General features: G+C 63.0%; 13 protein-coding genes. 10 read left to right on the forward strand and 3 right to left on the reverse strand.

What is annotated here, in order from left to right; translation table 11 throughout:
• Positions 1 to 9 precede the first annotated feature (9 nt).
• The 8 genes from hisC (at position 10) to pyrF (ending at position 8,659) form a co-directional block, all read left to right on the forward strand.
• On the forward strand, positions 10 to 1,119 hold the full coding sequence (gene hisC / locus VF673_RS01230) for a histidinol-phosphate transaminase (protein ID WP_440290599.1): 1,110 nt from the start codon (positions 10 to 12) through the stop codon (positions 1,117 to 1,119).
• Entirely contained in the window at positions 1,116 to 3,365 is a 2,250-nt protein-coding gene (locus VF673_RS01235) for a bifunctional prephenate dehydrogenase/3-phosphoshikimate 1-carboxyvinyltransferase (protein WP_440290600.1), read from the forward strand. Before hisC ends, VF673_RS01235 begins: the two co-directional genes overlap by 4 nt.
• A complete protein-coding gene (gene cmk / locus VF673_RS01240) occupies positions 3,362 to 4,054 on the forward strand; it encodes a (d)CMP kinase (protein ID WP_320330793.1) in 693 nt (230 codons plus the stop codon). Before VF673_RS01235 ends, cmk begins: the two co-directional genes overlap by 4 nt.
• Before the next feature lie 155 nt (positions 4,055 to 4,209).
• Complete coding sequence (rpsA, locus tag VF673_RS01245) at positions 4,210 to 5,892, forward strand: 30S ribosomal protein S1 (RefSeq protein ID WP_440290601.1); 1,683 nt, start codon at positions 4,210 to 4,212, stop codon at positions 5,890 to 5,892.
• 183 nt (positions 5,893 to 6,075) lie between these two features.
• Complete coding sequence (gene ihfB, locus VF673_RS01250) at positions 6,076 to 6,372, forward strand: integration host factor subunit beta (RefSeq protein ID WP_090538410.1); 297 nt, start codon at positions 6,076 to 6,078, stop codon at positions 6,370 to 6,372.
• Positions 6,373 to 6,441: 69 nt separating this feature from the next.
• Complete coding sequence (locus VF673_RS01255; RefSeq protein WP_320330792.1) at positions 6,442 to 6,741, forward strand: LapA family protein; 300 nt, start codon at positions 6,442 to 6,444, stop codon at positions 6,739 to 6,741.
• 5 nt (positions 6,742 to 6,746) lie between these two features.
• Complete coding sequence (lapB, locus tag VF673_RS01260; protein WP_440290602.1) at positions 6,747 to 7,949, forward strand: lipopolysaccharide assembly protein LapB; 1,203 nt, start codon at positions 6,747 to 6,749, stop codon at positions 7,947 to 7,949.
• Between the two features lie 14 nt (positions 7,950 to 7,963).
• Positions 7,964 to 8,659 (forward strand): orotidine-5'-phosphate decarboxylase, encoded by a 696-nt coding sequence (gene pyrF, locus VF673_RS01265; protein ID WP_440290603.1) that lies wholly within the window; start codon positions 7,964 to 7,966, stop codon positions 8,657 to 8,659.
• 81 nt (positions 8,660 to 8,740) lie between these two features.
• Here pyrF and VF673_RS01270 read toward each other — a convergent pair whose 3' ends face one another.
• Both VF673_RS01270 and VF673_RS01275 read right to left on the reverse strand, forming a co-directional pair.
• Positions 8,741 to 9,094, reverse strand: coding sequence for a YbaN family protein (locus VF673_RS01270; RefSeq protein ID WP_440290604.1), 354 nt, complete (start codon positions 9,092 to 9,094; stop codon positions 8,741 to 8,743).
• A 10-nt stretch (positions 9,095 to 9,104) separates the two neighbouring features.
• Positions 9,105 to 9,848 (reverse strand): Crp/Fnr family transcriptional regulator, encoded by a 744-nt coding sequence (locus tag VF673_RS01275; protein ID WP_440290605.1) that lies wholly within the window; start codon positions 9,846 to 9,848, stop codon positions 9,105 to 9,107.
• Positions 9,849 to 10,045: 197 nt separating this feature from the next.
• Here VF673_RS01275 and hemN point away from each other — a divergent pair, with 197 nt between their 5' ends.
• Positions 10,046 to 11,428, forward strand: a complete 1,383-nt coding sequence (hemN, locus tag VF673_RS01280; protein ID WP_440290606.1) for an oxygen-independent coproporphyrinogen III oxidase — start codon at positions 10,046 to 10,048, stop codon at positions 11,426 to 11,428.
• Positions 11,429 to 11,500: 72 nt separating this feature from the next.
• Positions 11,501 to 12,487: a diaminopimelate dehydrogenase gene (locus VF673_RS01285; protein WP_440290607.1), complete on the forward strand. Its 987-nt coding sequence runs from the start codon at positions 11,501 to 11,503 to the stop codon at positions 12,485 to 12,487.
• 99 nt (positions 12,488 to 12,586) lie between these two features.
• Here the strand turns inward: VF673_RS01285 and VF673_RS01290 are convergent, their stop codons facing one another.
• Positions 12,587 to 13,762: an NnrS family protein gene (locus VF673_RS01290; RefSeq protein ID WP_440290608.1), complete on the reverse strand. Its 1,176-nt coding sequence runs from the start codon at positions 13,760 to 13,762 to the stop codon at positions 12,587 to 12,589.
• Between the last annotated feature and the right edge of the window lie 40 nt (positions 13,763 to 13,802).

Consider the following 13,802-nt stretch of genomic DNA (forward strand, 5'->3'; position numbering starts at 1 on the left):
GGCTTGGACATGAGTTGTGATTTTCTGAGTTTGGCGCTGCCGGGCGTGCAGAAGCTGTCGCCCTATGTGCCCGGCAAGCCGGTGGAAGAGCTGGCCCGGGAGTTCGGTCTGGACCCGGCCAGCATCGTAAAGCTGGCCAGTAACGAGAACCCTCTGGGGCCGGCTCCCTCGGTCCTTCAGGCGGTGCAGCGGGCCCTGCCGGAGCTGACCCGTTATCCCGATGGCAACGGTTTTACCCTCAAGCAGGCGCTGTCCGAGCGCTTCGGCTTCGAGCTGTCGCGTATCACCCTGGGCAACGGCTCCAATGATGTGCTCGAGCTGATAGGTCGAGCCTTCGCCATGCCCGGTGTTGAGGTGGTGTTCAGTCAGCACGCCTTCGCCGTCTACCCGATAGTGACCCAGGCGGTGGGCGCTACTGCGGTCCAGGTGCCGGCGCGCAACTGGGGTCATGACCTGCCGGCCATGGCTGCGGCCATCACCCCGGCGACCCGGCTGGTGTTCATCGCCAACCCCAACAACCCGACCGGCACCTGGTTCGAGCGGGCGGAGTTCGAGGCGTTCATGGCCAGCGTGCCGGAGCATGTGCTGGTTGTGCTGGATGAAGCCTATACCGAATACGTCGAGCCCGGCGAGGCGCTGAACGGCTTCGATTACATCGAGCGCTATCCCAACCTGATCGTCTGCCGCACCCTGTCCAAGGCCTACGGTCTGGCAGCCCTGCGGGTCGGTTACTGCATCAGCCACCCGCAGGTGGCAGATGTGCTGAACCGGGTGCGTCAGCCGTTCAACGTCAACAGCCTGGCCCTGGCCGCAGCGGTCGCGGCCCTGGCAGACGAGAGCTATCTGGCGGAAAGCCGCCAGCTCAATCGCGATGGCATGCGCCAGCTGGAGCAGGGGCTGAACGAGCTCGGACTGCAGTGGATTCCCTCGCGCGGCAACTTCATTGCCGTGGACCTGGGGCGCGATGCTGGCCCCGTCTACCAGGGACTGCTGCGCGCCGGTGTCATCGTACGCCCGGTCGCCGGCTACGAAATGCCCAATCACCTGCGCGTCTCCATCGGGCTGCGCGAGGAAAACCAGCGATTCCTCGAAGCGCTGGCCGCGGTGCTCGCCCAGTGAGCCAGTCGATCATCGGATCGTCCTCGGCCCAGCCGACAATAGGCCGTCTGGCGGTCATCGGGCTCGGCCTCATCGGCGGCTCCTTTGCCAAGGGGCTGCGCGAGTCCGGTTGTTGCCGAGAGGTGGTCGGCTGCGATCCCGATCCGCAGACCCAGCAGCTGGCGGTATCCCTGGGTGTGGTGGATCGCATGGCCGCAGACATTGTCGACGCGGTACGGGGCGCTGATCTGATCCTGCTGGCGGTACCGGTGCTGGCCATGGAGTCGGTACTGCGTCAGCTTGCCGCCCTGGACCTGGGGTCGGCGGTGATCACCGACACTGGCAGCACCAAGACCGCAGTGGTCGAGGCGGTCCGTCAGGCCTATGGCCGCGTGCCGCCCCGCTTCGTGCCCGGTCACCCGATAGCCGGCTCCGAGCGCAGCGGCGTGGAAGCCGCGGATGCCGGGCTGTTCCGCCGGCACAAGGTCATACTGACACCGTTGGAGGATACCGACCAGGCCGCCCTGGCTCTGGTGCGCCGGGCCTGGCAGTTGTTGGACGCCGATGTCGAGGAGATGCCGCTGGCAGACCATGACGAGGTGCTGGCGGCGACCAGTCATCTGCCGCATCTGCTGGCCTTCTCGCTGGTCGATACCCTGGCCTCGCGCAGCGAGAACCTGGAGATATTCCGCTATGCTGCCGGCGGCTTTCGAGATTTTACCCGGATCGCTGCCAGCGATCCGGTCATGTGGCGTGATGTGTTCCTGGCCAACCGCGATGCGGTGCTGCGCAGTCTTGACACCTTCACCCGTGATTTAAGCCGCTTGCGTGCGGCGGTCGAGGAGGGGGATGCCAACACCCTGTTGGGGGTGTTTACCCGGGCCCGGTCCGCACGTGAGCATTTCAGCAAGATTCTGGCCCGCAGGGCATATATGGAACCCATGCAGACTCAATCAATCAATTTCATCGCCAGCCCCGGCGGCACCGTTCAGGGGCGTATCCGCGTACCGGGCGACAAGTCCATCTCCCATCGCTCGATCATGCTGGGCTCCCTGGCCGAAGGGGTGACTGAGGTCGAGGGCTTCCTCGAGGGCGAGGACAGCCTGGCGACCCTGCAGGCCTTCCGCGACATGGGGGTGGTCATTGAGGGGCCGCACCGTGGTCGGGTGACCATCAATGGCGTGGGTCTGCACGGTCTGCAGCCTCCCCCGGGGCCCATCTATCTGGGCAACTCCGGCACTTCCATGCGACTTCTGGCCGGCCTGCTGGCCGGACAGAGGTTCACCAGTGAGCTGTCCGGTGATGCCTCCCTGAGCAAGCGCCCGATGGGGCGTGTGGCCGACCCGCTGCGGCAGATGGGTGCCAGCATCGACACCGCCGAGGGCGGGCGTCCGCCGCTGGTGATCAAGGGCGGCGAAAGCCGGCTCAAGGGCATGGATTACCAGATGCCGATGGCCAGTGCCCAGGTCAAATCCTGCCTGCTGCTGGCGGGCCTGTACGCCGAGGGCGCCACCTCGGTGACCGAACCGGCACCGACCCGGGATCACACCGAGCGCATGCTCCGCGGCTTCGGTTATCCGGTCAAGGTGGAGGGCAGCAGGGTGACCGTCGAGTCCGGCCACAAGCTGACAGCCTGCAGGATCGATGTGCCGGCGGACATCTCCTCGGCGGCCTTCTTCATGGTCGCGGCGAGCATTGCCGAAGGCTCGGATCTGACCCTGGAGCATGTGGGCATCAACCCCACCCGGGTCGGTGTGATCAACATCCTGCGTGCCATGGGCGCGGATATCACCCTGAGCAACGAGCGCGAAGTGGGAGGCGAGCCGGTGGCCGACATCCGCGTGCGCTACGCGCCGCTCAAGGGCATCGAGATTCCCGAGGATCAGGTGCCCCTGGCGATCGACGAATTCCCGGTGCTGTTCATCGCTGCCGCCTGCGCCGAAGGGCGCACCGTGCTGCGCGGCGCCGAGGAACTTCGGGTCAAGGAATCCGATCGTATCCAGGTCATGGCCGACGGTCTGCAGCAGCTGGGAATCAAGGCAGAGCCGACCCCGGACGGGATCATCATCGAGGGCGGCGTCATGGGCGGCGCCACGGTCGACAGCCACATGGACCACCGCATCGCCATGTCCTTCGCCGTGGCCTCCCTGCGCGCCACCGCCGATATCCGCATCACCGACTGCGTCCACGTGGGTACTTCCTTCCCCGGCTTCATCGACCTGGCCCGTTCGGTCGGTATGAATCTTCGTCAGGAGGCCAGCGCGTGAGCGATCACTCCACCCCCGTGATCACCGTTGACGGGCCCGGCGGCTCGGGCAAGGGCACCCTGTCCGGCATGCTGGCAGCACGTCTGGGCTGGCACCTGCTGGACTCCGGCGCCCTGTACCGGCTGCTGGCCTTTGCCGCGCAGAAGCGCGGCACCGACCTGGCCGACGAGCTGGCGCTGGTACAACTGGCGGCCAACCTGGACGTGCAGTTCATCGCCGATGCCGAGGGTGGCGAGCAGCGCATCATGCTTGAGGGCGACGATGTCAGCCGCAGCATTCGGACCGAAACCGTCGGTGCCGGCGCCTCCCGTGTGGCAGCCCTGCCGGCGGTACGTCAGGCGCTGCTGGCCCGCCAGCAGGCCTTCCGCGAGGCGCCCGGACTGGTGGCCGACGGCCGGGACATGGGGACAGTGGTTTTTCCCGATGCGCAGTTGAAGATCTTTCTGACCGCAAGCCCCGAGATTCGCGCCGAACGGCGCTACAGGCAGTTGCTGGAAAAGGGCGAAACTGCTAGTCTTGCGGGTCTTCTCGATGAGATCAATGCACGGGACGAGCGGGACATGAATCGCAGCGTAGCGCCACTGCGGCCGGCTGAGGATGCGGTTCTGATCGATTCCTCGCACATGAGCATCGAAAACGTACTTGAGACAGTGCAGGCGGAAGCGCGCAAACGTAACCTTCTGGGCTGATCAGGCGAGTCCTTTGTCGGGCAACCAGCATCACCGTCAGGGGCATTACTTTAATCAACCCACGCAAGCTGGTGGCGTGGCGGGTACGTGGCTGCAGGGCGCGCGAAGTTGGCGGCTCGGCGGTAGCGGCCTTTTACATATCTACAGGAATCCAAATGAGCGAAAGCTTTGCCGAACTTTTTGAAGAAAGCCTGAAAACCCTTGATATGGAGCCGGGCTCCATCATCACCGGTATCGTTGTGGACATCGACTCCGACTGGGTCACCGTTCACGCCGGCCTGAAATCCGAGGGTGTCATTCCGCGTGAGCAGTTCCTGGACGACCAGGGTGAACTGACCATCAACGTGGGTGATGAGGTACACGTTGCACTGGACGCCGTCGAAGACGGTTTCGGTGAGACCAAACTGTCCCGTGAGAAGGCCAAACGCGCCGAATCCTGGAAAGTCCTCGAAGCAGCTTTCGCCGCAGAAGAAATCGTCAAGGGTGTCATCAACGGCAAGGTCAAAGGTGGCTTTACCGTGGACGTCAACACCATCCGTGCGTTCCTGCCGGGTTCCCTGGTCGATGTTCGCCCGGTTCGCGACACCGCGCACCTGGAAAACAAAGAGCTGGAATTCAAGGTCATCAAGCTGGACCAGAAGCGCAACAACGTTGTCGTTTCCCGCCGTGCCGTCCTCGAAGCCGAGAACAGCGCCGAGCGCGAAGCCCTGCTGGAAACCCTGCAGGAAGGCCAGGTTGTCAAGGGTATCGTCAAGAACCTCACCGACTACGGTGCGTTCGTTGACCTGGGCGGCGTAGACGGCCTGCTGCACATCACCGACATGGCCTGGAAGCGCATCAAGCATCCGTCCGAGATCGTCAACGTTGGCGACGAGATCGACGTCAAGGTGCTGAAGTTCGACCGCGAGCGCAACCGCGTTTCCCTGGGTCTGAAGCAGCTGGGCGAAGATCCGTGGGTCGCGATCACCGGTCGTTATCCGGAAGGTACCCGCGTCATGGCCAAGGTCACCAACCTCACCGACTACGGCTGCTTCGCCGAGCTGGAAGAGGGTGTCGAAGGCCTGGTTCACGTTTCCGAAATGGACTGGACCAACAAGAACATCCATCCTTCCAAGGTCGTTCAGGTTGGCGACGAAGTGGAAGTCATGGTTCTGGACATCGACGAAGACCGTCGTCGCATCTCCCTGGGTATCAAGCAGTGCAAGATGAACCCCTGGGAAGAGTTCTCCAGCAAGTTCAACAAGGGCGACAAGATCTCCGGTTCCATCAAGTCCATCACCGACTTCGGTATCTTCATCGGTCTGGACGGCGGCATCGACGGTCTGGTTCACCTGTCCGATATCTCCTGGAACGAGACTGGCGAAGAAGCCGTACGCCGCTTCAAGAAGGGCGACGAGCTGGAAACCGTCATCCTGTCCGTTGATCCGGAGCGTGAGCGCATCTCCCTGGGTATCAAGCAGCTGGAAGACGATCCGTTCTCCAACTTCGTTGCCCTGAACGAGAAAGGCAGCATCGTTACCGGTACCGTCAAGGAAGTTGACGCCAAGGGTGCGGTAGTTACCCTGGGTGACGACATCGAAGGTACCCTGAAGGCCTCCGAAATCAGCCGTGACCGCGTTGAAGATGCGCGCAACGTGCTGAACGTCGGCGACGAAGTCGAAGCCAAGATCATCGGTGTTGACCGCAAGACCCGCGTCATCAGCCTGTCGATCAAGGCCAAGGACGTCGAGGACGAGAAGGAAGCCATGCAGGATCTGCGCAAGCAGGAAATGCTGGCCGCCGGTCCGACCACCATTGGTGATCTGATCAAGCAGCAGATGGAAAACAAGGGCAACTGATTGCCTGAGTGACTCCATGCAAGAAAGGGCGACTTCGGTCGCCCTTTTTTGTGCCCGCATAAAAAACGGCACCTGAGGCTTGACTTCGTGAAGGTGTTCGGATCTTCAGCCTTGAACCTTTAAGCGCAAGCGTGGTACAACCCTTGAAGTGGATCCTACTCGCTTGAATAAAAAGGGAAAATGATGACCAAGTCTGAGTTGATCGAGCGCATAGTCGAGCAACAACAGGGGCAGTTGACGGCCAAGGATGTAGAGCTGGCAATCAAGACCATGCTGGAACACATGTCGGCGACGCTGGCGGCCGGAGAGCGTATAGAAATCCGCGGGTTCGGCAGTTTCTCACTTCATTACCGCGCTCCCCGGGTCGGCCGTAACCCCAAGACGGGGGAGTCGGTTGCCCTTGAAGGCAAGTATGTACCGCACTTCAAGCCGGGCAAGGAACTCCGTGATCGGGTTAACGAGTCATTGGAAACAGCCTGAGCCCGGTATAATAAAACACGGTGCTGCGCTATACTTTCCGGCATGCTTAATGGATGAGGGTGGTGTTGCATGCAATGGCTCAAGCGCGCGGTGCTTATCATCGTTCTGTTACTGGTGGCACTGTCGACCATTGATTTCATGCTGGAGAACCAGCAGAACATTGCGTTGCAGTTCCTCGAATTCTCTTCTCCTCAGCTCCCCATCTCCCTCTTCATGGTCATTGCCTTCATTCTCGGCAGTCTGCTCGGCATTCTCATCGGCTGGCTCATGACTACCCGCCTGCGCCTGCGCCTGATGGTGCAGAGCAATGAACTGAACCGTTACCGCAAGGAAATCGACAAGTTGCGCACTCAGGCCGTCAAAGGCTGACCGGCATGCAGGAACTGCTGTTCCTCGGTTTGTTTGTAGTGGCCCTGGCCATCGGCTGGTTCCTTGGGCGCCGCGAGGCCATCCGGGTCGGCGTCATGCTGGCGCCTCACGGCAGCGCAATCGACAAACAGTATTTCATCGGTCTCAACTACCTGCTCAACGAGCAGCCGGATGAGGCGATAGAAACCTTCATCCGGGCACTTGAGGTCAACCCGGAAACGGTCGAGACCCATATTGCCATCGGCAAGCTGTTCTGCCAGCGGGGTGATGTGGAGCGTGCGATCAAGGTACACCAAAACCTGCTGGCGCGGCCTAATCTGACCGCGCTGCAGGCCGACCGGGTGCAGTTCGAACTGGCCAGGGATTATCTGGCAGTAGGCCTGCATCACCGGGCCGAGCGGCTGCTCAACGAGCTGGTGGAGAACAGCTCGACTCTGCGGGCGGAGGCGCTGGCTGATCTGGTTCGTATCCACGAGCGGGAGCGGGACTGGCAGAAGGCCGTTGAAACCGGGCGGCGTCTGCTGCGCGAGCGCGAGGAGTTCGCGGGCACGCTGGCACACTACTACTGTGAACTGGCACGTGAGTCCATCCGACGCGGGGAGGTGGTACAGGCACGGCACGAACTGCTGGATGCTCTGGCGGTCCATCGGCAGAGTGTGCGGGCCATGCTGATGCTGGCCGATCTCGACGCGGCGCAGGGGCGCGATGCCGAGGTGCGCAGATGGCTCCAGCGGCTGGCCACCCATGATCCGGATTTCGTACCCCAGGCGCTGCCACTGCTGCACCAGCTGGCCGAGCGCGGGGCCATTGATGTGCTGGCATATCTTGATGAGGTGCTGGACAATAGCCAGCCGCCGATGATGGCGACCGTTCTGGCCAAGGCGGATGAACTGAACCGGCGAAAGGGGCTCAGTGCGGCCAGCGATCATGTACTGGCGCACCTGCAGCAACAGCCCTCCCTGAGCGGGTTGCTCTATCTGATTGATTTACACAAGGGCAGTGTGGAGCCCAGAGGCTATGCCAATCTGATGATCCTTCGCGGGATCGTCGAGGCTCTGCTGGTGGATCAGCACAAGTACCAGTGCCAAGCCTGCGGTTTCTCCGGCCGTCAGTTGCACTGGCAGTGTCCGACCTGCCACGGCTGGTCAACCATACGCCCATTGAAAGGACGTGAGCTGGCGAAGGCCGGCACGCAGCGATTTATCTGAAACAGGAATACGAAATGCCCTGCCAAACTCCGATCATTGTTGCCCTGGATTTCCCTGACGCGGCCACCGCAGTGGCCATGGCCGATAGGTTGAATCCGACCCACTGCCGGGTCAAGGTCGGCAAGGAGCTGTTCACCGCCGCCGGCCCGCAGGTAGTGGAGGCGCTGCAGAACAAGGGATTTGAAGTCTTTCTGGATCTCAAGTTTCACGATATCCCCAACACCACGGCCGGGGCGGTGCGCTCGGCTGCTGAGCTGGGTGTGTGGATGGTCAACGTCCATGCCAGTGGCGGCCGGCGCATGATGGAAGCCTGTCGGGAGGTGCTGGACAAGCGCGTCGGCCAGCGGCCCCTGTTGACGGCGGTAACCGTACTGACCAGTCTCGAGCAGGAGGATCTGCATGAGGTGGGCATCGATATCGAGCCCATGGTGCAGGTCCAGCGCCTGGCACGCCTGACCCAGGAGTGCGGTCTTGATGGCGTGGTCTGTTCGGCGCGGGAGGCCAAGGCGCTGCGCAATACCCTGGGCGACGACCTGCAACTGGTCACCCCGGGCATTCGCCCGGCCGATGCCAGTGCCGACGACCAGAAACGCATCGTCACCCCGGCGCAGGCCATGGAGAACGGCAGTACCTATCTGGTGATCGGCCGGCCGATCACCTCCGCCGCCGATCCGGCCCAGGCGCTGGACGCCATTCTGCAGAGTCTCTGACCCGAAGGGTCGTCACCCTGGACGCGCCGCCGCGAACTCTCGCCGGCGTCGGGCGGCTTTCCATGCAGGTGCTGTCCGGATTCAGGAGTTCGGGCGGCTCCACAGCCATAGCGCCACGCAGGGCAGAAACAGCGTCAGGAACCAGCGCAGCAGCATGGGAGCGGGCAGCAGCCAGATCGATACCAGACTGCTGAGCATCAGCGCGCTGGCCATCCATTTTGCCTTGCGTGGTACCGCCCGGCGCTCGCGCCAGTCGATGATTACCGGTCCGTACTTCGGATGACGCAGCAGGCGTTGCTCCATCTGCGGCCAGCCCCGCGCGCCCGCCCAGGCGGCCAGCAGCAGAAAGGGGGTGGTTGGCAGGCCGGGCAGCAGCACGCCCAGGGCGCCCAGCCCCAGGGCGAGGGAGGCAATGCTGCGCCAGAGCCATCTCATTGGGCTGCTCTCAGGTGTTGTCGCTGGCAATGATGCCGGCGCGGTGTTCCGGGGCCGGTGTCTGGCCCTGGGCGAACTCGTCCAGCAGCCGCTGGATGCTGGGTATCCGAATGATCCGTGCCCGGCTGTCAATCAGCCCTCGCTCACGCAGATTGGCGATGGCCCGGGAGAAGGTTTCCGGCTTGATCGACAGGCGCGCGGCAATCAGGCTCTTGGGCAGTAACAGTTCGATCTCGGCGGTGTCGGTCCCGCGATCGCGAACCTGTCCTACCAGGTAGAGCGCCAGGCGCTGGGTTGCATTCTGCAGGGTCAGGTTCTCCAGCTCGTCCAGGCGCTGATGCAGGCGCACGCTCATGTGGCCCAGTAGATGCAGACAGGTGTGGGGGTTCTGCTCCAGATGGCGCAGCATCAGCTTGTTGGAAAAGCCTATGAGGCGAACCGGCTCCAGAGCCTCGGCACATACCGGAAACACCGAACGCTGCATGAACATGATGGCTTCGGCGAAGGTGTTGCCTGCGGTAATGATCTCGACGACCTTTTCCTTGCCGTCAGCGGAAATGCGGTAGAGCTTGACCTTGCCACTTTGCACCAGATAGAAGCGCTCGGCCGGATCGCCCTGGCGCTGGATCAGGCCCTGTGGCGGGTACTCCCGTACCTGGGCATCGGCCAGCAGTTCCTCCTGTGCCTTCTCATCGAAATGGGAAAACAGCGGATGATTCAGAATCAGTTGGCGTTGTTCCTGTGTTGAGACCATGGCTGCTCTTCCTTCGGTGAGTTGGGGGCGGGACGCCCCGTGTTCTGCCGCATCCTGAACACATTATAAGGCTTCTGCGGCGCTCGGCGCTGACCGGAGCACTATCCGGGCATCTCTTGATATGCGTCAAAGTGGCACGCAGGTGAAGGGCGTAGTCTGCGGACCATCAGCAAGACATGTACCGGAGCACGCTTTCCATGTCCGATCCAATCAGTTGGGATGCGGGTCTGATCCGCCGCTACGACAAGGCCGGACCGCTTTACACTGCCTACCCGCCGGTTGCCCAATACAGTGACGGTATCCTTGCCACTGACCTGTTTGCCGCGCTGCGGGAAAACCGTCGTCCGGATCGACCGTTGTCACTGTACGTCCATATTCCTTTCTGCGCCAACGCCTGTCATTACTGCTGGTGCCCCCGGGTGATTACCAAGGATCGCAGTCGTGCACAACCCTATCTGGCCGCCCTCTACCGCGAGATGGAGCTGGTCTCCCGGCATCTGGAAGGTGATCAGCCGGTGCAGCGCCTGCATCTGGGTGGTGGTACGCCGACCTTTCTCGGGCATGCCGACCTGACCGAGTTGATGGGTCGGATACGCAGACACTTCCATCTGCACGAGGATGACAACGCCGACTACAGCGTCGAGGTCGACCCGCGGGAGGCCGACTGGTCGACGCTGGGTCTGTTGCGCGAGCTGGGATTCAACCGGGTGAGCCTGGGTGTGCAGGACCTGGACCCGGAGGTGCAGCGGGCGGTGAACCGCCTGCAGAGCCTGGAACAGACCCAGGCGGTGATGGATGCGGCGCGCGCACTGGCCTACCGCTCGGTCAGCATGGACCTGATGTACGGCTTGCCCGGTCAGACGGGGAACTCCTTTGCCCATACCCTGGAACGGGTGCTGGAGATGAAGCCGGATCGGCTGACATTGCACAACTATGTGCACCTGCCCCAGCTGCATGCCTCCCAGCGTCATATCGACGAGAGCCGCCTGCCCAGTCGTGATGAGCGGCTGGCGATCTACGCCCGGAGTCAGTGCCAGCTGCTTCAGGCCGGCTACCGTTATATCGGCATGGGCCAGCTCGCCCTGCCGGATGACGATCTCAGCCTGGCCCGGGAAACCGGCCTGATGAGCAGGGGGCTACAGGGCTATGTCCCGGGAGAGCAAACGGATCTGCTGGGGTTCGGCATGGCGGCCATCAGTCAGGTGGGTGACCTGCGCTGCCGCAACACCGGCGATGCGCTGGAGTATCAGCAGAGTCTGGCACGGGACCGGCTGCCGCTGCGCACGGGTCTGCGCTGTACCGCTGACGACCGCTTGCGCAGTGCCGTCATCCAGCAGTTGATGTGCCGTTTCGCCCTGCGATTCAGTGACATCGAAAAACGCTTCAATATCGAGTTCTTCGCCTACTTCGCCGATTGCCGGGCCCAGTTGCAGCAGATGCATGACGACGGGCTGCTGCAGCTTGGGGAGCGCGGTATCCAGGTGCTGCCGGCGGGCAAGCCCCTGATCGCACGAATCTGCATGGTGTTCGATGCCTACCAGCAGGTCGGCAATGGTAACCGCTACGCCCACACCCTCTGAGTGTCCGCGAGCCTGCTGCCGCGAATCTGTATAATGCCCGGCTTTATGGCTCACTGACACGACAGGCTTCCCATGCAATCGAAAATCAGAATTGGTATCGCCGGCTACGGCAATCTTGGACGTGGCGTGGAGATGGCCATTGCCCAGAGTCCTGATATGCAACTGGTCGGCGTCTTCACCCGGCGTGATCCGGCCAGCATCCAGTTGCTGGATGCGAGCGTACCGGTTCATCCCCTGGACGATATCGAGCGGTTCCAGCAGCAGATCGATGTGCTGATCCTCTGCGGCGGTTCAAAAAATGACCTGCCCGAACAGGGTCCCGCCCTGGCGGCGCTGTTCAACACCGTCGACAGCTTCGATACCCATGCCACCATCCCCGAATACCATGCGGCGCTGGATCAGGCCGCCCGCCCGGCAGGCAAGACCGCGATGCTGTCGGTCGGCTGGGATCCGGGCCTGTTCTCCCTCAATCGCCTGTACGGCGAAGCCATCCTCCCGGTCGGGGCAACCTACACCTTCTGGGGCAAGGGTCTGAGTCAGGGCCACTCCGATGCGGTGCGCCGGGTGCCCGGGGTCAAGGCCGGGGTGCAGTACACCATTCCCGCCGAAGAGGCGATCGAACGGGTGCGCAACGGCGAGCTGCCCGAGCTCAGTACCCGGGAAAAGCACAAGCGTGAATGCTACGTGGTGCTGGCTGACGGGGCGGATGCCGCCGAGGTGGAGCAGGCGATCGTCAGCATGCCGCACTACTTCGCCGACTACGACACCACAGTCACCTTCATCACGGAAGAAGAGCTGCGCCGTGATCATACCGCCATGCCCCATGGTGGCGTGGTGATCCGCAGCGGCACTTCCGCCGCCGGGACCACCCAGGTGATGGAATATACCCTGAAGCTGGGCAGCAACCCGGAATTCACCGCTGCGGTGCTGGTGGCCTACGCCCGCGCCACCTGGCGCCTGAATCAGCAGGGTGTGGTGGGGGCACAGACAGTGCTGGATGTAGCGCCGGCATTGTTGTCGCCAAAGTCGCCCGAGCAGTTGCGCAAGGAGCTGCTCTGATCCGCATCAGCCTCTGACTCGTCTCGATGGGCCGGCCCGGGAGTGCCCTGTGCATGCCCCGGGAACCGGTGGAGGTCTTCAGTCGCTTCTACAGCTGACTCAACCGGGCCGGCCATCCGGCCGCGGCGCCAGCAGGATCGGTGTGTAGTGCCAGACAAACAGGGCAAAGGCGATTGCCCAGCACAGCGCTGCCAGCCAGTAGCCGGTCAGCGGCATGGGGATTGTCAGCCAGACCCGCAGCGGCACCGCCAGGTTGATCAGGATGAAGGCCAGGCTCATTGCCGCCGCCGGTTGCAGGGGGCGGCCGGTGTGGCCGAGGCTGACCCGTGAGATCATCGCCAGGATCATGCCGCCCATGCCGCCGATGGCCAGCAGGTGGGTGGCCTGACTGAAGCCCAGCAGCCAGCCTCCGTGCCACAGGGCCATGGCAATCAGTGCCAGCGCCAGCCAGGCATAGGACAGGTGCAGTGACCACAGCAGCGGCACTGTCCAGATGCGCGGGTGGTGCCAGCGCAGCAGCCGCAGCAGGTGCCCCAGACCCAGCAGCAGGTAGATCGGCGCCTGCCAGGGTGAGGGCCGCAGGCCCACGCCGGTCAGCATCAACAGCGCGACAAACACGCTGCCGGCCATCAGCAGGTTGTCCAGGCGGGGCAGGGCGGCGGTCTGCTCGCGCAGATCCAGCCCGCGCTGGGTGAAGAAGGGGATCACCCGACCACCGATCAGGCCCATCAATCCGGCGATCAGCCAGAGCGCGGCGACGCTGCCATGCCGCTGCAGGGCGAAGTCATCCTGCGCCAGACCCAGCAATGCCAGCAGGTTGCACAGGGTCAGCAGCACCAGCATCACCAGCACCGGGTAGTTGCGAGTCTGCCGGACCTTGAACAGCAGCCGGCCGATGACCAGCGCCACCAGTGGCAGAAACAGCAGGTCCACCGGCACCAGCAACCACAGCGGAGCATTCAGCAGCCAGACCAGCCGGCCCGCCAGCCACAGAGCGGCCAGCAGCAGTACCGGCAGGCCGCTGATGGTCGGCACCCCGGTCCAGGCCTGGATGGCGGTCAGCAGAAAGCCGGCAACAATCGCCATGCCGAAGCCGAACACCATTTCATGCCGGTGCCAGCCGAGGCTGCCGCCGGCGGGTGTAAACTCGATATGACCGAAAAAGGCGGCAATCCACAGTGGCACGGCCAGCATCGCAAACAGCGCCCCGGCCAGAAATAGCGGACGAAAGCCCAGGGCGAACAGGGCGGGGAGTGTGCTGCGAGGTTCCTGCATGAAAATCTCCTGATTGCTTGTTATGCTTTTCCCGGTGTCA

This window comes from Halopseudomonas sp. Lyrl_26 (genome assembly GCF_051948695.1).
Classification (GTDB): Bacteria; Pseudomonadota; Gammaproteobacteria; order Pseudomonadales; family Pseudomonadaceae; genus Halopseudomonas; species Halopseudomonas formosensis.

Bases quoted from the DNA above. Each gene is read 5' to 3' on its own strand.
- VF673_RS01270 (WP_440290604.1), bottom strand. From the start codon at position 9,094: ATGAGATGGCTCTGGCGCAGCATTGCCTCCCTCGCCCTGGGGCTGGGC.
- rpsA (WP_440290601.1), top strand. From the start codon at position 4,210: ATGAGCGAAAGCTTTGCCGAACTTTTTGAAGAAAGCCTGAAAACCCTT.
- VF673_RS01285 (WP_440290607.1), top strand. From the start codon at position 11,501: ATGCAATCGAAAATCAGAATTGGTATCGCCGGCTACGGCAATCTTGGA.
- lapB (WP_440290602.1), top strand. From the start codon at position 6,747: ATGCAGGAACTGCTGTTCCTCGGTTTGTTTGTAGTGGCCCTGGCCATC.
- ihfB (WP_090538410.1), top strand. From the start codon at position 6,076: ATGACCAAGTCTGAGTTGATCGAGCGCATAGTCGAGCAACAACAGGGG.
- VF673_RS01275 (WP_440290605.1), bottom strand. From the start codon at position 9,848: ATGGTCTCAACACAGGAACAACGCCAACTGATTCTGAATCATCCGCTG.
- VF673_RS01290 (WP_440290608.1), bottom strand. From the start codon at position 13,762: ATGCAGGAACCTCGCAGCACACTCCCCGCCCTGTTCGCCCTGGGCTTT.
- VF673_RS01255 (WP_320330792.1), top strand. From the start codon at position 6,442: ATGCAATGGCTCAAGCGCGCGGTGCTTATCATCGTTCTGTTACTGGTG.
- pyrF (WP_440290603.1), top strand. From the start codon at position 7,964: ATGCCCTGCCAAACTCCGATCATTGTTGCCCTGGATTTCCCTGACGCG.
- hisC (WP_440290599.1), top strand. From the start codon at position 10: ATGAGTTGTGATTTTCTGAGTTTGGCGCTGCCGGGCGTGCAGAAGCTG.
- hemN (WP_440290606.1), top strand. From the start codon at position 10,046: ATGTCCGATCCAATCAGTTGGGATGCGGGTCTGATCCGCCGCTACGAC.